Annotated in this window: 21 protein-coding genes and 1 riboswitch; of the genes, 14 read left to right on the top strand and 7 right to left on the bottom strand. The window is 68.8% G+C overall.

Going from position 1 to position 20,739, the window contains the following annotated elements; all coding sequences use genetic code 11:
- The 6 genes from ACFOES_RS15745 to ACFOES_RS15720 all read left to right on the top strand — a co-directional run.
- Nucleotides 1-335, top strand: a 335-nt coding sequence (locus ACFOES_RS15745; RefSeq protein WP_377834262.1) for a TonB family protein, incomplete at its 5' end; no start/stop codon positions are given.
- A 53-nt stretch (nucleotides 336-388) separates the two neighbouring features.
- Nucleotides 389-1,036, top strand: a complete 648-nt coding sequence (locus tag ACFOES_RS15740) for an FMN-binding negative transcriptional regulator (protein WP_377834261.1) — start codon at nucleotides 389-391, stop codon at nucleotides 1,034-1,036.
- Between the two features lie 190 nt (nucleotides 1,037-1,226).
- Nucleotides 1,227-1,835: a glutathione S-transferase gene (locus tag ACFOES_RS15735; RefSeq protein ID WP_377834260.1), complete on the top strand. Its 609-nt coding sequence runs from the start codon at nucleotides 1,227-1,229 to the stop codon at nucleotides 1,833-1,835.
- Nucleotides 1,836-2,017: 182 nt separating this feature from the next.
- Nucleotides 2,018-2,578 carry a ubiquinol-cytochrome c reductase iron-sulfur subunit gene (gene petA / locus ACFOES_RS15730; RefSeq protein ID WP_377834264.1) on the top strand — a complete coding sequence of 187 codons (561 nt, stop codon included), beginning with the start codon at nucleotides 2,018-2,020 and terminating at the stop codon, nucleotides 2,576-2,578.
- Between the two features lie 15 nt (nucleotides 2,579-2,593).
- Entirely contained in the window at nucleotides 2,594-3,922 is a 1,329-nt protein-coding gene (gene petB / locus ACFOES_RS15725) for a cytochrome b (protein WP_377834259.1), read from the top strand.
- Nucleotides 3,923-3,939: 17 nt separating this feature from the next.
- Entirely contained in the window at nucleotides 3,940-4,731 is a 792-nt protein-coding gene (locus ACFOES_RS15720; protein WP_377834258.1) for a cytochrome c1, read from the top strand.
- Nucleotides 4,732-4,820: 89 nt separating this feature from the next.
- Here ACFOES_RS15720 and ACFOES_RS15715 read toward each other — a convergent pair whose 3' ends face one another.
- Genes ACFOES_RS15715 through thiB form a run of 3 tightly spaced genes read right to left on the bottom strand, consistent with a single transcriptional unit; the run spans nucleotide 4,821 to nucleotide 8,030 of the window.
- Nucleotides 4,821-5,519 (bottom strand): thiamine ABC transporter ATP-binding protein, encoded by a 699-nt coding sequence (locus tag ACFOES_RS15715; protein WP_377834257.1) that lies wholly within the window; start codon nucleotides 5,517-5,519, stop codon nucleotides 4,821-4,823.
- A complete protein-coding gene (locus ACFOES_RS15710; protein ID WP_377834256.1) occupies nucleotides 5,506-7,068 on the bottom strand; it encodes a thiamine/thiamine pyrophosphate ABC transporter permease ThiP in 1,563 nt (520 codons plus the stop codon). The genes ACFOES_RS15715 and ACFOES_RS15710 overlap by 14 nt, the downstream gene beginning before the upstream one ends.
- The gene (thiB, locus tag ACFOES_RS15705; protein WP_377834255.1) at nucleotides 7,044-8,030 is read right to left on the bottom strand and encodes a thiamine ABC transporter substrate binding subunit; all 987 of its coding nucleotides are present in this window, start codon (nucleotides 8,028-8,030) and stop codon (nucleotides 7,044-7,046) included. The genes ACFOES_RS15710 and thiB overlap by 25 nt, the downstream gene beginning before the upstream one ends.
- 37 nt (nucleotides 8,031-8,067) lie before the next feature.
- Nucleotides 8,068-8,168, bottom strand: a riboswitch (TPP riboswitch).
- 142 nt (nucleotides 8,169-8,310) lie between these two features.
- Between thiB and aroC the strand changes: the two genes are divergently transcribed.
- Nucleotides 8,311-9,414, top strand: coding sequence for a chorismate synthase (aroC, locus tag ACFOES_RS15700; RefSeq protein ID WP_377834254.1), 1,104 nt, complete (start codon nucleotides 8,311-8,313; stop codon nucleotides 9,412-9,414).
- Between the two features lie 159 nt (nucleotides 9,415-9,573).
- Nucleotides 9,574-10,281: a c-type cytochrome gene (locus tag ACFOES_RS15695; RefSeq protein ID WP_377834253.1), complete on the top strand. Its 708-nt coding sequence runs from the start codon at nucleotides 9,574-9,576 to the stop codon at nucleotides 10,279-10,281.
- Between the two features lie 6 nt (nucleotides 10,282-10,287).
- Here ACFOES_RS15695 and ACFOES_RS15690 read toward each other — a convergent pair whose 3' ends face one another.
- Entirely contained in the window at nucleotides 10,288-11,541 is a 1,254-nt protein-coding gene (locus ACFOES_RS15690; protein WP_377834252.1) for a urate hydroxylase PuuD, read from the bottom strand.
- 101 nt (nucleotides 11,542-11,642) lie between these two features.
- Here ACFOES_RS15690 and ACFOES_RS15685 point away from each other — a divergent pair, with 101 nt between their 5' ends.
- Nucleotides 11,643-12,563 (top strand): LysR family transcriptional regulator, encoded by a 921-nt coding sequence (locus tag ACFOES_RS15685; protein WP_377834251.1) that lies wholly within the window; start codon nucleotides 11,643-11,645, stop codon nucleotides 12,561-12,563.
- Nucleotides 12,564-12,639: 76 nt separating this feature from the next.
- On the opposite strand, the gene uraH is transcribed toward ACFOES_RS15685, so the two are convergent.
- Nucleotides 12,640-12,999 (bottom strand): hydroxyisourate hydrolase, encoded by a 360-nt coding sequence (uraH, locus tag ACFOES_RS15680; RefSeq protein ID WP_377834250.1) that lies wholly within the window; start codon nucleotides 12,997-12,999, stop codon nucleotides 12,640-12,642.
- 161 nt (nucleotides 13,000-13,160) lie between these two features.
- On the opposite strand from uraH, the gene puuE reads away from it, so the two are divergent.
- The 4 genes from puuE to ACFOES_RS15660 all read left to right on the top strand — a co-directional run bounded on the left by puuE (nucleotide 13,161) and on the right by ACFOES_RS15660 (nucleotide 17,577).
- Nucleotides 13,161-14,573, top strand: a complete 1,413-nt coding sequence (gene puuE, locus ACFOES_RS15675) for an allantoinase PuuE (protein ID WP_377834249.1) — start codon at nucleotides 13,161-13,163, stop codon at nucleotides 14,571-14,573.
- On the top strand, nucleotides 14,570-15,412 hold the full coding sequence (locus ACFOES_RS15670) for a bifunctional allantoicase/(S)-ureidoglycine aminohydrolase (RefSeq protein ID WP_377834248.1): 843 nt from the start codon (nucleotides 14,570-14,572) through the stop codon (nucleotides 15,410-15,412). The genes puuE and ACFOES_RS15670 overlap by 4 nt, the downstream gene beginning before the upstream one ends.
- A 103-nt stretch (nucleotides 15,413-15,515) precedes the next feature.
- Complete coding sequence (locus tag ACFOES_RS15665; RefSeq protein ID WP_377834247.1) at nucleotides 15,516-16,010, top strand: ureidoglycolate lyase; 495 nt, start codon at nucleotides 15,516-15,518, stop codon at nucleotides 16,008-16,010.
- Between the two features lie 82 nt (nucleotides 16,011-16,092).
- A complete protein-coding gene (locus tag ACFOES_RS15660) occupies nucleotides 16,093-17,577 on the top strand; it encodes a nucleobase:cation symporter-2 family protein (protein ID WP_377834246.1) in 1,485 nt (494 codons plus the stop codon).
- A gap of 284 nt (nucleotides 17,578-17,861) precedes the next feature.
- Here the strand turns inward: ACFOES_RS15660 and efp are convergent, their stop codons facing one another.
- The gene (gene efp / locus ACFOES_RS15655; RefSeq protein ID WP_377834245.1) at nucleotides 17,862-18,428 is read right to left on the bottom strand and encodes an elongation factor P; all 567 of its coding nucleotides are present in this window, start codon (nucleotides 18,426-18,428) and stop codon (nucleotides 17,862-17,864) included.
- A gap of 69 nt (nucleotides 18,429-18,497) precedes the next feature.
- Here efp and epmA point away from each other — a divergent pair, with 69 nt between their 5' ends.
- Nucleotides 18,498-19,589, top strand: a complete 1,092-nt coding sequence (gene epmA, locus ACFOES_RS15650) for an EF-P lysine aminoacylase EpmA (RefSeq protein WP_377834244.1) — start codon at nucleotides 18,498-18,500, stop codon at nucleotides 19,587-19,589.
- Nucleotides 19,590-19,695: 106 nt separating this feature from the next.
- On the opposite strand, the gene bhcD is transcribed toward epmA, so the two are convergent.
- Nucleotides 19,696-20,661: an iminosuccinate reductase BhcD gene (gene bhcD / locus ACFOES_RS15645; protein WP_377834243.1), complete on the bottom strand. Its 966-nt coding sequence runs from the start codon at nucleotides 20,659-20,661 to the stop codon at nucleotides 19,696-19,698.
- Nucleotides 20,662-20,739 lie beyond the last annotated feature (78 nt).

The raw sequence follows: 20,739 nt of genomic DNA, 5'->3' as shown, positions 1-20,739 counted from the left end.
GCGCCGGCAGCGGCGGATCGGCGGCGGCCGCGCGCGGCTCGGCCGGGGCGGCCCGTGCCAGCGCCAGCTGGGGCGCCGCCATCGCGGCGCAGATCGAACGGCACAAGCGCTATCCGCGCGACGCCCGGGGCGCGACCGGCAAGGTCTCTGTCGCGCTTACCATCGGTCGCGACGGGAGCCTGCGCGGCGTCAGGCTCCGCCGCAGTTCGGGCAGCGTCGCGCTCGACGCGGCCGCGCTGGCCGCCGTCCGGGCGGCCGCGCCTTACCCGCCCGCGCCCGCCGCGCTCGGCGACGCCAGCTACAGCTTCTCCCTGACCGTGGCCTTCCGGCGCTGATCGCGCTTGGCGGACGGGGCCGCGCCCGCTAGCAATGGGGCGAGGAGACCGCCATGCACCCGAACCCCGCCTTCCGCCAGACGCCCGCCGCCGACAACCTCGCCTTCGCCCGGAGCCGCGGCTTCGGCACGCTGGCGGTGAACGCCGCCGCGACCGATAGCGCGGGGCCACTGCTGTCGCACCTCCCCTTCCTGCTGTCCGAGGATGGCAGCACGGCCGAATGCCACCTCGTCCGCTCCAACCCGATCGCACGGGCGCTGGCCACGCCGCAGCCGGCCGTGCTGTCGGTCACCGGGCCCGAGGGCTATATCTCGCCCGACTGGTACGGGCTCGACGACCAGGTGCCGACCTGGAACTACGTCGCCGTCCACCTGCGCGGCACGCTCGAACTGCTGCCGGCCACGGCGCTGCGCGATCAGCTCGACCGGCTCTCGGCCCGGTTCGAGGCCGAGCTGGCGCCCAAGCCGCAATGGACCGCCGCCAAGATGCCCGAGGACCTGCTGGCACGGATGATGCGCCAGATCGTGCCCTGCCGGCTGACCGTCACCGAGGTGCAGGGCACCTGGAAGCTGGCCCAGAACAAGCCCGAAGCGGCCCGCCTGGCCGCCGCCCGCGCCGTGGCCGCAGCCGGCCGCGGCCCCGCCGCCGCCGAGCTGGCCCGGTTGATGGAGGAGGCGACTCTGCCGCCTTCTTCCGAGTGAAAACATCCTCGGGGGTGAACGGGCGCATCGCGCCCAGAGGGGGCAGATGGCCCCCTGCCCTGCACTGGAACGGAATTGGACATCGCAAGGGGCCGCGTCCTAATGTCGCATCCCGGCCGGACACCCGCCGCCCCTTGCCCGCCGCGATCCGCCGAACCCGGATCGGACCCGACAGCTGAAAGGAACCCAGATGCGTCTCTACCACTCTCCCACCTCTCCTTACGTCCGCAAGGTGATGGTGCTGCTGCACGAAACCGGCCAGCTGGCCGATGTCACCCTGGTGCCGGCCATGGGCACCCCGGTCGATCCCGGCACCATGCCGGTTGCCCAGAACCCGCTGGGCAAGATCCCGGCACTGGAGCGCGGCGACGGGCCGGCGCTCTATGACAGCCGCGTCATCTGCCGCTTCCTCGACGCCCGCGCCGGCGGCCGGCTCTATCCCGAGGCCCCGCATCTGTGGGAAACTCTGACCCTTGAGGCCACCGCCGACGGCATTCTCGATGCCGCGATCCTGATGGTCTACGAAAGTCGCGTCCGCCCCGAGGAGCGCCGCTACGAACCCTGGGTCGAAGGCCAGTGGGCCAAGATCGCCCGCGCGCTGGACGCGCTCGAGAACCGCTGGATGAGCCACCTTTCCGGCCCGCTCGAGATGGGGCAGGTCGCGACCGGCTGCGCCCTGGGCTATGTCGACTTCCGCCATCCCGAGCGCGACTGGCGCGCGGGCCGGCCGGCCCTGGCCGAATGGTTTGCCGGTTTCGCCGGGCGCGAGAGCATGCAGGCCACGGTTCCGCCGGCCTGATTCAGGCCCCCTGCCCGGGCGCGACAAAGCAGCACCATTGCCGGGTTTCCCCCGCGTCCGGGCCCACTGGATGCTGGACGTGTGACATTTTGGCGGCTAAACCTCCGGGCGGGAGAGACCGCTGAAAATGCGGTCTTTTGATTGCACAGGCCGGCTGGCCGGCCTTTGAATGGAGGATGCTCGTGTCCCAAGCAGAAGACCACGCAGGCACCCGCAGGGATTTCCTGTACTATGCCACTGCGGGGGCCGGGGCGGTTGCCACAGGCGCCGCCGTCTGGCCGTTGATCAACCAGATGAACCCCTCGGAAGACGTCAAGGCGCTGTCGTCGATCCAGGTGGATATCTCGGGCGTCGAGACGGGCACCCAGATCACGGTGAAATGGCTCGGCAAGCCGGTCTTCATCCGCCATCGCGACCAGAAGGACATCGACCTGGCGCGCTCGGTCAAGCTCGATGAACTGGTCGATACGAAGGCCGAGAACGACAACCTGCCGGCCGACGCCCTGGCCACCGATGAGAACCGGGCATTGGACAAGGACGGCAACTGGCTGGTGATGATGGGCGTCTGCACCCATCTCGGCTGCGTACCGCTGGGCAATGCCGGCGATTTCGGCGGCTGGTTCTGCCCCTGCCACGGCTCGCACTACGACAGCGCCGGCCGGATCCGCAAAGGCCCGGCGCCGCGCAACCTCCAGGTGCCGGTCGCCGCGTTCACCGACGAAAAAACGATCAAGCTCGGCTGAGGGAGGGGATAACAGATGGCTGGAATTCCGCACGACCATTACGAGCCGAAGTCGGGCTTCGAGAAATGGCTTCACGCCCGCCTGCCGATCGTCGGGCTGCTCTATGACACGATCATGATCCCGACGCCCAAGAACCTGAACTGGATGTGGATCTGGGGCATCGTCCTGACCTTCTGCCTGGTGCTGCAGATCGCCACCGGCGTCGTCCTGGCGATGCATTACACGCCCAATACCGGGCTGGCCTTCGCCTCGGTCGAGCATATCATGCGCGACGTGAACGGCGGCTACATGCTGCGCTACATCCACGCCAACGGCGCCTCGCTGTTCTTCCTGGCGGTCTACCTGCACATCTTCCGCGGCCTCTACTACGGCAGCTACAAGTCCCCGCGCGAGGTGACCTGGATCATCGGCATGCTGATCTACCTGTGCATGATGGGTACCGCCTTCATGGGCTACGTCCTGCCCTGGGGGCAGATGTCGTTCTGGGGCGCCACGGTGATCACCGGCCTGTTCGGCGCGATCCCGGGCATCGGCCCGTCGATCCAGACCTGGCTGCTGGGCGGCCCGGCCGTCGACAACGCGACGCTGAACCGCTTCTTCTCGCTGCACTACCTGCTGCCCTTCGTCATCGCCGCGCTGGTCGCGGTGCATATCTGGGCCTTCCACACCACCGGCAACAACAACCCCACCGGGGTCGAGGTGCGCCGCGGCTCCAAGGAAGAGGCCAAGAAGGACACCGTGCCGTTCTGGCCCTACTTCGTGATGAAGGACCTGTTCGCGCTGGCCGTCGTGCTGCTGATCTTCTTCGCCATCGTCGGCTTCATGCCGAACTTTCTCGGCGAGCCCGACAACTACATCGAGGCGAACCCGCTGAAGACCCCGCCGCATATCGTTCCGGAGTGGTACTTCCTGCCCTTCTACGCGATCCTGCGGGCCTTCACCTCGGACGTCTGGGTGGTGATCATCGCCAACAAGATCAGCTTCGGCATCATCGACGCCAAGTTCTTCGGCGTGCTGGCGATGTTCGGCGCGATCGTGGTGATGGCGCTGGCGCCCTGGCTCGACACCTCCTCGGTGCGCTCGGGCAAGTACCGGCCGATGTTCAAGTGGTGGTTCTGGCTGCTCTGCATCGACTTCGTGGTGCTGATGTGGGTCGGATCGAGGCTGCCCGACAACTTCACCTCCTGGGTGTCGCTGATCGCCGCGGCCTACTGGTTCGCCTATTTCCTCGTCATCCTGCCGCTTCTCGGCGTGACCGAGAAGGTGTTGCCGCAGCCGGCGACGATCGAGGACGACTTCAACGTCCATTACGGCACGGGCGACAACGCCCATCCGGCAGAGTGAGAGAGAGGACCGAACCAATGATCCGGAAACTTACCCTCACCGCGCTGGCCGCCCTGGTCCTGTCCGCCTCGGGCGGGGCCATGGCCTCGGAAACCGGCAATGTCGAGGATATCGCCTTCTCCTTCGAGGGCCCCTTCGGCACCTTCGACCGCAACCAGCTGCAACGCGGCCTGCAGGTCTATACCGAGGTCTGCTCGGCCTGCCACGGGCTGAAATACGTGCCGATCCGCACCCTGGGCGATCCCGGTGGCCCGCAGCTGCCGGAAGACCAGGTGAAGGCCTATGCCGCCCAGCTGTCGATCGACGATCCCGAGACCGGCGACACGCGGGCGCGCAAGCCGTCCGACCACTTCCCGGTCTCGCCCGATCCGGTGGCGCCCGACCTCAGCCTGATGGCCAAGGCGCGCAAGGGCTTCTCGGGCCCCTACGGGCTGGGCCTCAACCAGCTGTTCCGCGGCATCGGCGGGCCGGAATACATCGTCTCGATCCTGACCGGCTTCTCCGGCGAGACCAAGGAGCAGGCGGGCACGACGCTGTATGAGAACCACACCTTCCCCGGTGGCTGGATCGGGATGCCCCCGCCGCTGTCGGATGGCCAGGTGGAATTCGCCGACGGCTCGCCCAACGACGTCAAGCACATGGCCGAGGACGTCGCCGCCTTCCTGATGTGGACCGCCGAGCCGAAGCTGATGGCGCGCAAGCATGCCGGCTTCGACGCGGTGTTCTACCTCGCGCTGCTGTCGGTGCTGCTCTACCTGACCAACAAGCGGATCTGGGCGCCGCTGAAGGGCAAGAAGAAATCGGCCTGAGGTCGGTGAGGCCGGGGGCGCTGCCCCCGGACCCCCGGGATATTTGTCAGCAGAAAGTGTGACAGGGGCGCCTTCTTCGGAGGGCGCCCCTAGTCTTTGCCGAGATAGGCTTTCAGCGCCTCGGGCGGGTTGGCGAAAAGCTCGGCAGTCGGGCGCGGGGCGTGGGCCTGGCCATCGGCGACGACGATGACGTGGTCGGCGATGCGCTTGGCGTCGTCCGGGTCGTGGCTGACCATCAAGAGCGTGGCGCCGGTCGCCTCGGTGATCTCGGCGACGAGGTCGAGCATCTCGGTCTTCAGCGCCGGGCCGAGGGCGGCGAAGGGCTCGTCGAGCAGGACGAGCGGCCGGGCCCGCAGCAGCACGCGGGCGAGGGCGACGCGGCTTTGCTGGCCGCCGGAGAGGCGGGCGGGCTTGCGCGCCTCGAAGCCGGCGAGGCCGGTGCGGGCGAGGGCGTCGCGAACCTGCGCCTGCTGGTCAGCGTCGAGGCGCAGATCGGGGCGCAGGCCGAGGCCGACATTCTGCGCCGCGGTCAGGTGCGGAAACAGGTTGTTGTCCTGGAACAGGATGCTGAGCGGCCGCTCTCCCGGCGCAAGCGGGGCGAGGTCCTGCCCCCGCCACAGCACCCGGCCGGCACTGGGGCGCAGGAAGCCGGCGATGCAGTTGAGCAGGGTCGATTTGCCGGCGCCCGAGGGGCCGAGCACGGCGGTGCGGCTGCCCGTCGGCACCGTCAGGTCGGCGCGCAGGCTCCAGTCGCCCTGGGTGATGCGCAGGGCCTCAAGCGTCAGCATCGGAATGGCCTCCCCGGTCGAAGATCCAGAACAGCCCGAAGCTGAGGATCAGCAGCAGCAGCGCCGCGCCGGCGGCATCGGCCATCCGGTAGGCGCCCATCAGGCGGTAGAGCTGCAACGGCAGCGTCGCCTCGCCCGGCGCGGCGAAGAGGGCGATGACGCCAAGATCGCCCATCGACAGCGCCGCCGCCAGCCCGAGGGTGAAGCCCAGCGGCGCCCGCAGCCGCGGCAGGATCAGCAGCCGCAGCCGGGCCCCGCCGGACATTCCGAGCGCATCGGCAAGACGGCCATAGCCGGCCTCGATCTCGCGCAGCGGCGGCAGCAGGGCGCGCAGGGCGAAGGGCAGCGCCATCGCGGCGTTGCTCAATGCCGTCACCGGCAGGGCCAGCGCCGCCGGGTCGGCGACCGGATCGATGAGCAGGAAGAGCCCGGTGCCAAGGACCAGCGGCGAGGCGGCAAGCGGCAGGATGCCGACGCCCTCGAGCCAGCGGCCGAGGCGCGGCCGGGCCAGCACGCCCAGCGCCAGGGCGAGCGCGGCGCCGGTGCAGACAAGGGCCGAGGCCAGGGCGACGGCGAGCGAGCGCAGGGCGGCGATCCAGACCAGCCCCGGCAGCGCGAACAGGCGCGGCAGGCCCTGGGCGACGATCAGCGCCAGCGGCAGCAGCAGGAACAGCGCGGCGAGGCCCGTCAGCAGCGCGTCCTGCAGCTTGAGCACCGGCGCCTCCGCGTCCCAGCGTTCGACCCGGCGGTCGAGCCCGACGGCAGTGGCCTGCGGCAGGGTCAGGGTGGCGGCGAGGGCGGCGCCGACGGCGCAGACGCCGAATTGCACCGCCGCCAGCATCGCCGCCCGACCGAGGTCGAAATCGAAGCGGAAGGCCTGGTAGATCGCCAGTTCCAGCGTCGTCGCCCGCGGCCCGCCACCGAGCGTGATCGCGACGGCGAAGGAGGTCAGGCAAATGAGGAAGATCGCCAGCGCGGTGCCCGGCACCACTTCGCGCAGCATCGGCCGTTCGATCTGGCGGGCGATGTCGCCGGCCGAGAAGCCCAGCGCGGCGGCGAGGCGGAAGCGTTCGGCCGGGATGCCCTGCCAGCCCTGCAGGATCAGCCGCACCCCCAGCGGCAGGTTGAAGAAGACATGGGCGAGGACGACGCCGTGCAGGCCGTAGATCGAGACCGTCGGCAGGCCCAGCGCCGCCAGCGCGCCGTTGAGCAGCCCGCCGTGGCCGAAGACCGCCAGCAAGCCGAAGACGGCGACGATGACCGGCAGGATGAAGGGCGCCCCCATCAGCGCGATCAGCAGCCGGCGGCCGGGGAAGCGGCGGCGGGCCAGCGCCCGCGCCACCGGCACCGCCAGCGCCACCGAGAAAGCCGCCGACAGCAACGCCTGCAGCAGGGTGAAGCGCAGCGCCGCCCAGTCCCCCGGCTCCCAGCTCACGCCCGAGCTCGCCCGCAGCGCCACCGCCGCGAGCGTGCCGAGCGTCAGCAGAACCAGCGCCAGGGCGACCCCGGCGCCGGCCCGCGCGCCTACTGGCTGAGCGCCGTGCGCCACTCTTCCAGGGCCTTCTTGCGGATCGCCGGCACCTCGTCGGCCGGGTAGAGCAGGGTCTTGGCCGGCGTGATCAGGGTATCGAATCCCTTGGGCAGCCCGGCCTTGGGCGTCACCGCCGGATACATCCAGTTGGTTTCGGGGATGATCGACTGGAACGCGTCCGAGGTGACGAATTTCAGGAATTCGTCGGCCAGTTTCGGATGTTTCGTCGTCGCCACCTTCGCGGCGACCTCGACCTCCATGTAATGGCCTTCCTTGAACTCCGCCGCCGCCTTGGTGTCGTCCTTCTCGGCGATCAGGTGATAGGCCGGCGAGGTGGTGTAGCTCAGCACCATGTCGGCCTCGCCCTTGAGGAACAGGCCATAGGCCTCGGACCAGCCCGGCGTCACCGTGGTGATGTTGTCGGCCAGCCCCTTCCAGATGTCGGCGGCCTTGTCGCCATAGGCGTCCTTGACCCAGAGCAGCAGGCCGAGGCCCGGCGTCGACGAGCGCGGGTCCTCGATCACCACCTTGAGCTTGCTGTCGGCCAGTTCCTTGAAGCTGTGCGGGACGTCCTTCACCTTGGTCTTGTCATAGACCATGGCGAACCAGCCCCAGTCGAAGGGCACGAAGGTCGGGTCGGTCCACTTGATCGGCAGGTCGAGCTTGGGCAACGCGCCATGCGGCGCGAACAGGCCGGTGGCACGCGCATCGGCGGTCAGCGAGGTGTCAAGGCCAAGCACGACATCGGCCTTGGTGCGCTTGCCCTCCAGCTTGAGCCGCGACAACAGCGCCGCGCCGTCGCCGGCCGAGACGAATTTCAGGTCGCAGCCGCAGGTCTTCTCGAACGCCTTCTCGACCGCCGGGCCGGGGCCCCAGTCGGCGGTGAAGCTGTCATAGGTGTAGACCGTGAGAACGGGAGTCTGGGCCGCCGCCATGCTGGCAACGGCGCAAAATCCCGCGGCAAGTATCGGATATCTCATCTCATCCTCCATTTGCGACGGGCGGGGTGCGGGTGGAGGAGCGTCCTGTCACCTTCCCTCCGCCGGTCTTAACCGGTTCAGGTTCAACGGGTTCGCATGGCGCATCTCAGCCCGATCCGGGCACCCCGAGGTGGCGCAGACCATAGCGCCCGGCGCCGCGAGCGCAAGCCCGGTTGCGCCTGCGGCCGGCCACACGCGCCACCCGGCGCTTTCGCTTGCGCCCCCGAGCCGCTAAAGGAGGGGCAAGCCCCCTGCCCGGGACCCGTCACAGGAGCCGCCCATGAGCCTCAACACCTTCGGCCATCTCTTCCGCGTCACCACCTGGGGCGAAAGCCACGGCCCGGCGCTCGGCGCCACCGTCGACGGCTGCCCGCCCGGCATCGAGATCTCGGAAGCCGCGCTGCAGCACTGGCTCGACCGGCGCAAGCCCGGCCAGTCGAAATATACCACCCAGCGGCGCGAACCCGACGCGGTGAAGATCCTGTCGGGCACCTACGAGGGCCAAACCACCGGCACCCCGATCCAGCTGATGATCGAGAATACCGACCAGCGGTCCAAGGATTATTCCGAGATCGCCAGGACCTTCCGGCCCGGCCATGCCGACATCACCTATTTCCAGAAATACGGCCTCCGCGATCCGCGCGGCGGCGGCCGCTCCTCGGCGCGCGAAACGGCAGCGCGGGTGGCGGCCGGTGGCGTGGCACGGGCGGCCCTGGCCACTCTGGCGCCGCAGGTGAAGATCACCGGCTACATGGTCCAGATGGGGCCGCACAAGATCGACCGGGATCGCTTCGACGCCGAAGAGATCGAGCGCAACCCGTTCTGGGTGCCCGACGCGCAGGCAGCCGGGGACTGGGCCGGCTATCTCGACGAGCTGCGCAAGTCCGGCAACTCGGTCGGCGCGGTGATCGAGGTGGTGGCGCAGGGCGTGCCGCCGGGGCTGGGCGCGCCGATCTACGGCAAGCTCGACACCGACCTCGCCGCGGCGATGATGTCGATCAACGCGGTCAAGGGGGTCGAGATCGGCGAGGGCATGAACGCCGCCGCCCTGACCGGGGTCGAGAATGCCGACGAGATCCGGATGGGCGAAAACGGGCCGGAATTCCTGTCCAACCACGCCGGCGGCATCCTCGGCGGGATTTCCTCGGGCCAGGACGTGGTGGTGCGCTTCGCCGTCAAGCCGACCTCGTCGATCCTGACCCCGCGCCGCTCGGTGACGCTGACCGGCGAGGAGACCGAGCTGGTGACCAAGGGCCGCCACGACCCCTGCGTCGGCATCCGGGCCGTGCCGGTCGGCGAGGCGATGATGGCCTGCGTGCTGCTCGACCACCTGCTGTTGCATCGCGGCCAGATCGGGGACGGCCCGCGCGGGACGATCGGCTGAGCCCGCGCGCAGTTTCGCTACCGGACTGGCACCGGCGCATAGCGGAAATCCCTTGACCCTCCCCCTGGTGGAAACACCATCAAGGGGGTCCCGATGCGGCCCGCCTCGTGCAGTTGCAGGCCCCGGAGGGACCGGATTGCGTCAGGATGGGAGGTTCCGATGCCGGCCTTGCGCCCCTCGATCCCCGTTGCCGCCGCCCTGCTGGCGGCGGTGCTCGCCCTGCCGGCCGTCGCGCCGGCCGAGACCGTGGCCCAATTCGTCCAGCGGCGCTGTGCCGAATGCCACGGCCGGACCGGGGTCAGCAAGGAGCACGACGATCCCAAGCTGGCCGGCCAGAAGCCCGCCTATCTGCGCGCCCAGCTGCGGGCCTTCCGCAGCGGCGCGCGCAAATCCGACGAGATGCAGGAGGTCGCGGCCGATCTGAGCGACGCCCAGATTGCCGTGCTGGCCGACTATTTCGCCGCCCAGACGCCGCAGCCCGATCCGCCGGCCGATCCCGCCCTCGCCCGCGCCGGGGCGCAGGTCTTCAATGCCCGCGGCCGCGGCGTGCCACCCTGCGCCGCCTGCCACCGCGACAGCGGCACCGGCTGGCGCGGCGGCCCCGGCTACGGCGGCGCTATGGGCCGGGGTCCCGGCATGGGGCATGGCCTGGGAATGATGGGCGGCGGCATGATGGGCGGCACGATGGCGATGTCCGACCCGGCGCTGACCCCGCGGCTGAACGGCCAGCACGCCGCCTATCTGGAGGCCACGCTGGACGATTTCGCCAAGGGCATCCGCCCCAGCCCGGACATGCAGCACGCCGCCGCCGTCCTCACCCCGCCCGAGCGCAAGGCGGTCGCGGCCTACCTGTCGGGGCTGCGCTAGGAACCTTCAGCCGCCGGCCTTCGCCTTGACCCCGGCCTCGCCGGCCTTGAACCAGGCGACGATCTTGGCCCGGTCCTCGGGGTCCATGTAGTTGTATTGCCCCGGCGGCATGGCATGGCTCACGCCGGCCTGGATGTAGATCCGCTGCGCCTCCTGGGCGATCTCGGCCGGGGTCTCCAGCCGCACGTCCTTGGGCGCGTGCGGCACGATGCCGTTCGCCCCGGCCTCGGCCGAATGGCACATCGAGCAATTGCCGGTGACGATGTCGGCGACGTCCTGGAAGCCCGGCGCCTCGGCGAATTTCTGGGCGGCGGGCGACAGCTGGGCCTCGCCGGTCACCTCCTCGCTGCGCAGCGGCGCGGTCGACAGCCAGACGATGATCAGGAAGATCACCACGGTCGCGACCCAGGTCCACCACGGGCTGCCCTGGCGGGCGTGGCGGGTGTTGAACCAGTGCCGGATGGTGACGCCCATCAGGAAGACGAGGCTGGCGATGATCCAGTTGTACTGGGTCGCGAAGGCCAGCGGGTAGTGGTTCGACAGCATCAGGAACAACACCGGCAGCGTCAGGTAGTTGTTATGCGTCGACCGCTGCTTGGCGATCTTGCCGTATTTCGGATCGGGGGTGCGGCCGGCGATCAGGTCGGCGACCACCACCTTCTGGTTCGGGATGATGATCATGAAGACGTTGGCCGACATGATCGTCGCGGTGAAGGCGCCGAGATGGAGCAGCGCCGCCCGGCCCGAGAAGACATGAGTGTAGCCCCAGGCCATGGCGACGAGGATGACGTAGAGCCCGATCATCAGCCGCGTGTTGTCGTCGCCGAAGCGCGACTTGCAGATCAGGTCATAGGCGATCCAGCCGAAGATCAGCGAGCCGAGCGAGATGCAGATCGCCGCCCAGGTGGGGATGTCGAGCACGTTGGGATCGACCAGGTAGAGGTTGGCACCCATGTAATAGACCAGGATCAGCATGGCGAAGCCCGACAGCCAGGTGGCGTAGCTTTCCCATTTGAACCAGGTCAGGTGCTCGGGCATCGCCTCGGGCGCGACCATGTATTTCTGGATATGGTAGAAGCCGCCGCCATGGACCTGCCATTCCTCGCCATCCGCGCCCGAGGCGGGCTTGGGGTCGCGGGTCAGGCCGAGGTCGAGGGCGATGAAGTAGAAGGACGAGCCGATCCAGGCGATGCCGGTGATCACGTGGATCCAGCGCACCGCGAATTGCGCCCATTCGCTGAGAATTCCGTAGTCCAGCATTCCGGTCCCTCCTGTTCGTTGCCGAAACGCTATACCCGGCGGCACCTTTTTGTTAATTCAACAAATAGCAGAGGACTTTCAAACACCGCCTGATAATCGCCATGGCCTACGTCAACAACATCCGGATGTTCGTGCGTGTCTACGAATTGGGCAGCATGAGTGCGGCGGCGCGCGACCAGCGCACCTCGCCCGCCGTGGCCTCGGCGCGGATTTCCGAGATGGAGAAGCATCTCGGCGTGCGGCTGTTCAACCGCACCACCCGCAGCCTGAAGCCGACCGAGAACGGCCGCATCTTCTATGATGGCGCGGTCAAGGTGCTCGAGGCGATCGATGCCGCCGAGGCGGCGGTGGTCGACGCCACCCAGAATCCGCGCGGCACCATCTTCGTCGCCGCGCCGCTGGGCATCGGCCGGCGCCTGATCGCGCCGCATGTGCCGGCGTTCAAGGACGAATATCCGCAGATCGACGTCCGGCTGCGGCTCTCGGACCGCTCGATCGACGTCACCGGAGAGGGGCTCGACGTCGCCTTCCACCTCGGGATTCTCGAGGACAGCAACCTCAAGGTCCGGGCGATCGCCGATTGCCCGCGGGTGCTCTGCGCCGCCCCGGACTACATCGCCCGGCGCGGCATGCCGGCGGACGGCGCGGCGCTGCTGCGCGACGGCCACGATTGCCTGAACCTGCGCTTTCCCGGCGCCAAGGAATTCCAGTGGACGCTGCAGACGGAGGAGGGGCCGCGCAAGTTCGAGATCAGCGGCCCGTTCGAATCGGATGACGGTGATGTGCTGACCGGCTGGGCCCTGGCCGGGCGCGGCATCGTCATGAAACCGCTTTTCGAGGTGGCGGAATACCTGCGCGACGGCCGGCTGGTGCCGGTGGCCGAGGCGACGCCGCCACTGCCGGTGCAGCTGAGCTGCCTCTATCCCCACCGCCGCTTCAAGGATCCCAAGCTGCGGCTGTTCGTCGATTTCATGGTCGCGCGCTGCCGGGCCGAGATCGCCACGCTGGAACGCGCCGCCTGAGCCGGAACGCTCTTCTGCCCCCGCCGGACTTCATTGCGGGGACGAGGAGGCCCCGCCAGGAGACCGATAAGGCCCCCTAGCTGCCGCGATAGGTCGAATAGCCGAAGGGCGAGATCAAGAGCGGCACGTGGTAGTGGCTGTCGGGATCGGAAATGCCGAAGCGGATCGGGATCACGTCGAGGAAGCGCGGGCTTTCCGGCGCCGCCCCGCTGGCGTCGAGATAGGCGCCGGCATGGAACTCCAGCTCGTAGCTGCCGGTCGCGAATTCCGGTGCCGGCAGGATCTGCTCGTCCGTGCGCCCGTCGGCATTCGTCACCAGCGTGCGGATATGCTGCCGCGCCGCGCCGTCGAGCCGATAAAGCGCCACGGTCATCCCGGCGGCGGGAAGGCCCCGCGCGGTGTCGAGCACATGGGTGGTCAGATATCCGGCGGCCATCGCGCCCTCCTGTCACGGATCACAGCTTGCGCAACTCTGCCCCGAACCGGGCAAAGATGCGAGGAGGGACCGGCACGAAAGGTCTTTCTGCGATTATTTGAAAAACGCCGCCATTGTTCCGCGATACAAGATAATCGAGACAGATGCCGAGGGAGGTGCGAGTGAACCGCTATCCGCGCAACATGCTGGGCTACGGCGCCACGCCGCCCGACGCCGCCTGGCCGGGCGGTGCCAAGGTCGCCGTGCAATTCGTGCTCAACTACGAAGAAGGCGGCGAGAACTGCGTGTTGCATGGCGACGCTGCCTCGGAAGCCTTCCTGTCCGACATCGCCGGCGCCGCGCAATGGCCGGGCCAGCGCCACTGGAACATGGAATCGATCTACGAATACGGCGCCCGGGCCGGGTTCTGGCGCCTCCACCGCCTGTTCACCGGCGCCGGCATCCCGCTGACGATCTACGGCGTCGCCACCGCGCTCGCCCGTTCGCCCGAGCAGGTCGCGGCGATGAAAGCGGCGGGCTGGGAGATCGCCTCGCACGGGTTGAAATGGGTCGAGCACAAGGACATGCCCGAGGACGAGGAGCGCGCGGCCATCGCCGAGGCGATCCGGCTCCATACCGAGGTGGTCGGCGCCCGCCCGCTGGGCTGGTATACCGGCCGCTGCAGCGCCAACACCGTGCGGCTGGCCGCCGAGGAGGGCGGCTTCGCCTATATCTCCGACACCTATGACGACGATCTGCCCTACTGGCTCGAAGTCGGCGACCGCGATCAGCTGATCCTCCCCTACACGCTGGAAGCCAACGACATGCGCTTTGCCACCGCGCCGGGCTACATCACCGGCGAGCAGTTCTTCAAGTATCTCAAGGACGCCTTCGACATGCTCTATGCCGAGGGCGAAGCGGGCGCGCCGAAGATGATGTCGGTCGGGCTGCACAACCGGCTGATCGGCCGGCCGGGCAAGGCGGCGGGGCTCAAGCGTTTCCTCGACTACGCCCAAAGCCACGCCGACGTCTGGTTCCCGCGCCGGATCGACATCGCCCGCCACTGGGCCGAGACCCATCCGCACAAGCGCCGCGAGCGGCCCAGCGCCATGCCCAGACCGCGCTTCGTCGAAAGTTTCGGCGGCGTCTTCGAGCATTCGCCCTGGATCGCCGAACGCGCCTGGGGGCTGGAGCTGGGCCCGGCGCACGATACCGCCATCGGCGTCCACAGCGCCCTCTGCCGCGTCTTCCGGGCGGCCAGCCCCGAGGAACGGCTCGGCGTGCTGCGCGCCCACCCGGACCTGGCCGGCAAGCTCGCCGCCGCCAAGCGGCTGACCGCGGAATCCACCGCCGAACAGGCCAGCGCCGGGCTCGACGCCCTGACCGATGCCGAGCGGACCGAGTTCGAGCAGCTCAACGCGGCCTATGTGGAAAAGCACGGCTTCCCCTTCATCATCGCCGTGCGCGACCACGACAAGGCGGGCATCCTGCACGCCTTCCAGCGCCGGCTGCACAATGACCGCGACACGGAGTTCGCCGAGGCCTGCGCCCAGGTCGAACGTATCGCCGAACTGCGCCTGAAGGACATGCTATGACCGCTTACTACGCCCCCAAGGGCGGGCTGCCGCCCCAGACCGGCCTGATGACCGGCCGCGCCGTCTTCACCGAGGCCTATGCGGTGATCCCGAAAGGCGTGTTCTCGGACATCGTCACCAGCTTCCTGCCGGGCTGGACCAAGACCCGCATGTGGCTGATCGCCCGGCCGATGAGCGGCTTTTCGGAGACCTTCAGCCAATACGTGATGGAGGTCGCCCCCGGCGGCGGCTCCGACACGCCCGAGCCCGAGGCCGGCGCCGAGGGCGTGCTCTTCGTCACCGAGGGCGAGATCTGGCTGTCGCTCGACGGCAAGGAACACGAACTCGGCGCCGGCGGCTATGCCTATATCCCGGCGGGCTGCGAATGGCGGCTGCATAACGGCGCCGACCACCCGGCCCGGTTCCACTGGATCCGCAAGCTCTACGAGCCGGCGCCCGGCGTCGCCCCACCCGAGGCCTTCGTCACCTCGGACAAGGAGGTCGCCCCGGTCGCCATGCCCGGGACCGAGGGCCGCTGGGCCACGACCCGCTTCGTCGAGCCCGACGACCTGCGCCACGACATGCATGTCAACATCGTCACCTTCCAGCCCGGCGGCGTCATTCCCTTCGAGGAGACCCATGTCATGGAGCACGGGCTCTACGTCCTCGAGGGCAAGGCGGTCTACAAGCTCAACCAGGACTGGGTCGAGGTCGAGGCCGGCGATTTCATGTGGCTGCGCGCCTATTGCCCGCAGGCCTGCTATGCCGGCGGCCCGGGCCCGTTCCGCTACCTGCTCTACAAGGACGTCAACCGCCACGCCCGCCTGCGCGGCCCCGGCGCCTTCGGAGCCTTGAGATGACCCTGCGCTTCTTCCTTGTGGAAATACTCCGGGGGGTTGCCGTTGGTGCGCCATTGGTTCGAGCAACAATGGCGACGGGCAGCGCCCCCGGCCTTGTCCGCCCATGACCCGCACGATCCACACCGAGCCGCTGACCCGGGCCGCCTTCGCCCCCTTCGGCGACGTGCTCGAGGCCGAGGGCGCGCCGGACAAGATCATCAACCAGGGGCTTTGCGGCCGCTACCACGACCGGGCGCGGCTCGATTTCGGCCCCGACGGCCGGGCCGGGATCAGCCTGTTCAAGGCCGAGCCCCGCGCCCTGCCCTACCGGCTCGAGATGGTCGAGCGGCATCCGGAGGGCAGCCAGGCCTTCCTGCCGATGTCGCTCGACCCGTTCCTGGTCATCGTCGCGCCGGATGCCGGCGACCGCCCCGGCGCCCCGCGCGCCTTCCTGACCACGCCGGGCCAGGGCATCAACCTGCATCGCGGGACGTGGCACGGGGTGCTGACCCCGCTGGCCGCCCCCGGGCTGTTCGCCGTCATCGACCGGATCGGCGCGACGCCCAATCTCGAAGAACACTGGTTCGGCACGCCCTACACGGTCGTCGCCGCCATCTGACAGCGTTCGAGTGCAAGCCCGGCGGCCGGGGTCGCCCGCCGGGGAATAAAGACAGGCCCTGAACCGACAGAGAGGGACAGACATGACGCAATCAACCCATCCCGTGGACGAGGTGCTGCCGCCCGGCAAGCTTCTCACCCTCGGCATCCAGCACGTGCTGGTCATGTATGCCGGCGCCATCGCGGTGCCGCTGATCATCGGCCGCGTGCTCAAGCTGGCGCCGCAGGACGTGGCCTTCCTGATCTCGGCCGACCTGTTCGCCTGCGGCATCGTGACGATGATCCAGTCGCTGGGCGTGACGCCCTGGTTCGGCATCAAGCTGCCGGTGATGATGGGCGTCACCTTCGCCTCGGTCGGGCCGATGATCGGCGTGGCCATCGCCCATCCCGGCGCCGAGGGCGCGCGGATGATCTTCGGCGCGATCATCGGCGCCGGCGTCATCGGCATCCTGATCGCGCCGCTGGTGTCGAGGATGCTGCGCTTCTTCCCGCCGGTGGTGACGGGCACGATCATCCTGGTGATCGGAGTGACGCTGATGAAGATCGGCATCGCCTGGATCTTCGGCCTGCCGGTCGGCCCGACCGCGCCGAAGATGGTCAATCCCGATCATGCCGCCTGGCTGAACGCGGTCAAGCACGCCGCCGAGAGCGCCGGGGCCGCGGTGCCGCCGATGCCGGCGGGGCTGAAACTGGCGCCGACGCTGAACAACCCGGCCTATGCCAACCCGGCGAACATCGCCGTCTCGGCCGCGGTGCTGGCGGTGATCCTGCTGATCGCCCGCTTCGGCCGCGGCTTCGTCGCCAATATCGCGGTGCTGCTGGGCATCATTGCCGGCGGGGTGCTGGTCGCGCTGCTGGGGATGATGCATTTCGGCAAGGTGGCGACGGCCCACTGGTTCGCGCTGATCCCGCCGTTCCATTTCGGCATGCCGATCTTCGACCCGATCATGATCGTCACCTTCGTGCTGGTGATGATCGTGGTGATGATCGAATCGACCGGCATGTTTCTGGCCTTGGGCGACATGACCAACAGCCCGATCACCCAGAAACGGCTGGCCGCCGGGCTGCGCACCGACGGGCTGGGCGCGATCATCGGCGGGTTGTTCAACACCTTCCGCTATACCTCGTTCTCGCAGAATGTCGGGCTGGTCGGCGTCACCGGCATCCGCTCGCGCTTCGTCTGCGTCACCGGCGGGGCGATCCTGATCCTGCTCGGTCTGGTGCCGAAGATGGGCGCGCTGGTCGAGTCGCTGCCGACGGCCGTCCTCGGCGGCGCCGGGCTGGTGATGTTCGGCATGGTCGCGGCGACCGGCATCCGGATCCTCAGCCGGGTCGACTTCGTCACCAACCGCAACAACCTGTTCATCGTCGCGGTCGGGCTCGGCTTCGGGATGATCCCGCTGATCGCCCCGGACTTCAAGATGTGGATGCCGCACGAGATCCACCCGCTGATCGACTCCGGTATCCTGCTGGCGACGATCTCGACCCTGATCCTCAACGCGCTGTTCAACGGCGCCGGCGGGACGGCCGAGGACGCGCGCGAGGCGGCGGAAGCGGCCGAGGCGTAAGAAGGGCGAGGCGCGGTGAGTGTTCCCACCAGGCGGATCACGAGCCGCCCGGCGCCTGCCCGTGGGGAGGCGCCCCAACGCCCGAACGGTGCGGCTTATGGTGCCACACACCTCTTCTGACCAAGGTCAGCGCGCGGATGACAAAGCGCCTCCCCGCCGGGACGGGCAGGCGCTGCGCGGCGGCTCCGCCTTGTTTCCGCGCCAACCGGGCGCCACAACCGGCCCCACACACGCAAAAGGCCCCCGATCCCCGGGGGCCTTCACCGTTCCACATGCCGCCGCGCTCAGTCCTTGGCACGCTCGACATAGGAGTTGTCCTCGGTGTTGATCACCACCCGCGTCCCGGCGCTGATATGCGGCGGCACCATGATCCGCAGACCGTTGGTGCAGGTCGCCGGCTTGTAGGAGGACGAGGCGGTCTGGCCCTTCACCACCGGCTCGGTCATCTCGATCTCGACGGTGACCTTCTGCGGCAATTCGATGGCGATGGCGACGCCGTCATGGATCTTCAGAAAGCATTCGATGCCGTCGGTCAGGAACACCTTGCCATCGCCGACGACGTCGGCCCCGACGGTGATCTGCTCATAGGTCTCGGGCTCCATGAAGTGGAAGCCCTCGGCATCGTCGTAAAGGAAATTGTAGGTCTTTTCCTCGACATGGGCGCGTTCGACCTGCTCGGTCGTCTTCCAGCGTTCCGACACCTTGGTCCCGTCCGAGATCCGCCGCATATCGACCTGGGTCACCGGGGTGCCCTTGCCGGGGTGGAAGTTCTGGGCAGTGAGGACGACATAGAGCTTGCCGTCGATATCGAGCACATTGCCCTTCCGAATGCTGGACGCGATGACTTTCATGCCGGGTCTTCCTTGTGATGACGCGGCCCGCGTCGTAATCAGCGCGGGCCTTTTCCGTCGCACTAGAGCATGTTCCCCCGAAATTCCAGCCGAAAGCGCCTTTCACCCGTGTCACACGCCCTTCCAACTCCGCCCTGGTGGACGCCCGAGCGCCATGCCGACCGCCGGCCAATGCTGCTCGCCCGCAACCGCATCCAGCAGGCGATCCGTGTCTGGCTGGCCGAGGAGGGCTTCACCGAGGTCGATCCCGCGGCGCTCGCCCTGTCTCCGGGCAACGAGGCGCATCTGCATGCCTTCGCCACCGAGGCGATCGGCAATGACGGCCAGCCGCGGCGGATGTACCTGCACACCTCGCCCGAATTCGCGATGAAGAAGCTGCTGGCGGCGGGCGAGACCCGGATCGCCGCCTTCGCCCATGTCTGGCGCAACCGCGAGCGCGGGGTGCTGCACAGCCCGGAATTCACCATGCTGGAATGGTACCGCACGGGCGAGCCCTACGAGGTTCTGATCGACGATTGCGCCGCGATGCTGCGGCTGGCCGCCGAGGCCGCCGGCAGCCGCGAGTTGCGCTTCCGCGACAGCACTTGCGATGCCTTCGCCGCCCCCGAGCGGCTGAGCGTGGCCGAGGCCTTCCGGCGCCACGCCGGCATCGACCTGCTTGCCACCGTCGGGCCGGACGGCGCCCCGAACGCGGAGGCGCTGCGGGCGGCGATGGCGGCGGCCGGGCTGCGGGCAGCCCCCGACGACGGCTGGTCCGACATGCTCTCCCGCGTGCTGGTCGAGAAGGTCGAGCCGCATCTCGGCCATGGCCGGCCGACCGTGCTCGACCGCTACCCGGCCGCCGAGGCCGCGCTGGCCCGCCGGGCCGCCGACGATCCCCGGGTGGCGGAACGGTTCGAGCTCTATGCCTGCGGGGTCGAACTGGCCAACAGCTTCGGCGAGCTGACCGACCCGGCCGAACAGCGCCGCCGCTTCATCGCCGAGATGGACGAGAAGGAACGGGTCTACGGCGAACGCTACCCGCTGGACGAGGACTTCCTTGAGGCGCTAGAATTGATGCCAGCCAGCAGCGGCATCGCGCTCGGCTTCGACCGGCTGGTGATGCTGGCGACTGCCGCGCCACGGATCGACGCGGTGATCTGGGCACCGGTGCCCGGATGATGCCGTAACTGAGGGCGGAATCTCGCAATTGACTGCGGGCTTGACGTAACCCTCTGGAACATTGCGCAGGCAGCGGTGGTCCGGGGGTGCCGGGCGCCGGCGTCCCTCAGACCTCGACCTCGAGCGCCACGCCCTTCTCCTGCGCCAGCCGCAGCGCCGCCGCCGCCGCCGCCAGATCCTGCAGCCCGACCCCGGTGCCGTCGAACAGCGTCACCTCGTCCTCCGAGCGCCGCCCCGGATGGGCGCCGATGATCACCCGGCCGATCTCGGTGATGTCACCCTCGGCGATCAGCCCCTCGGCCACCGCGTGCTGCGCTTCGCCGATGCTCACCGATTGCGCCAGCTCGTCGGTGAATACCGTGGCACCGGCCAACAGTGCCGCCTCGACCTCCTGCTTGCCCTTGGTGTCGGTGCCCATGCAGGCGATATGGGTGCCCGGCCTGACCTGGTCGGCCATCAGGATCGGCGCGAAGGAGGAGGTGATCGAGACGATCACGTCGGCTTCGGCGCCCAGATGATCCAGCTTGACCGCCTCGAAGGGCAGGCCCAGTTCGGTCGCCGTCTCTTCCAGCCGGACCAGCATCTCGGGATGCAGGTTCCAGCCGACCACCTTCTCGAAGCTCCGCTGCCGCACCGCCGCCCGCATCTGGAAGGCCGACTGGTGGCCGGCACCGATCATCCCCAGCACCTTGGCATCCTTGCGCGCGAGATGGTTGATCGACACCGCCGAGGCCGCCGCCGTGCGCAGCGCGGTCAGCAGGTTGCCGCCCACCAGCGCCTGCGGCCGGCCGGTATCTGGATCGAACAGCACCACCGTCGACTGGTGGTTGGTCAGGCCCTTCTCGGCGTTGCCCGGCCAGTAGCCGCCCGACTTCAGCCCCAGCACCAGCCCGGCACGGTCGAAGCCCGACTTGAAACCGTAGAGCGCATCGGCATAGCCGATCGCCTCGCGCACGACGGGGAAGTTGTAGGCCTCCTCGCGCGCCATCGCCGCGAACACCCCTTCCACCGCCTGATAGGCCGCGTCCTCGCCGATCAGACCGGCGATCTCCCCCTCGGGCACGATGAACATCTGCACGTTTCCCGTTACTTTCTGCTTGAAAATATCCCCGCCGGAGGCATCCGCGGCAAGCCACGGGCGCACGCCGGC

It is taken from the genome of Acidimangrovimonas pyrenivorans (assembly GCF_042643245.1).
GTDB lineage: Bacteria > Pseudomonadota > Alphaproteobacteria > Rhodobacterales > Rhodobacteraceae > Acidimangrovimonas > Acidimangrovimonas pyrenivorans.
Note: the sequence above shows the minus strand (reverse complement) of the source record. Positions and strands in the feature narration are given on the sequence as shown.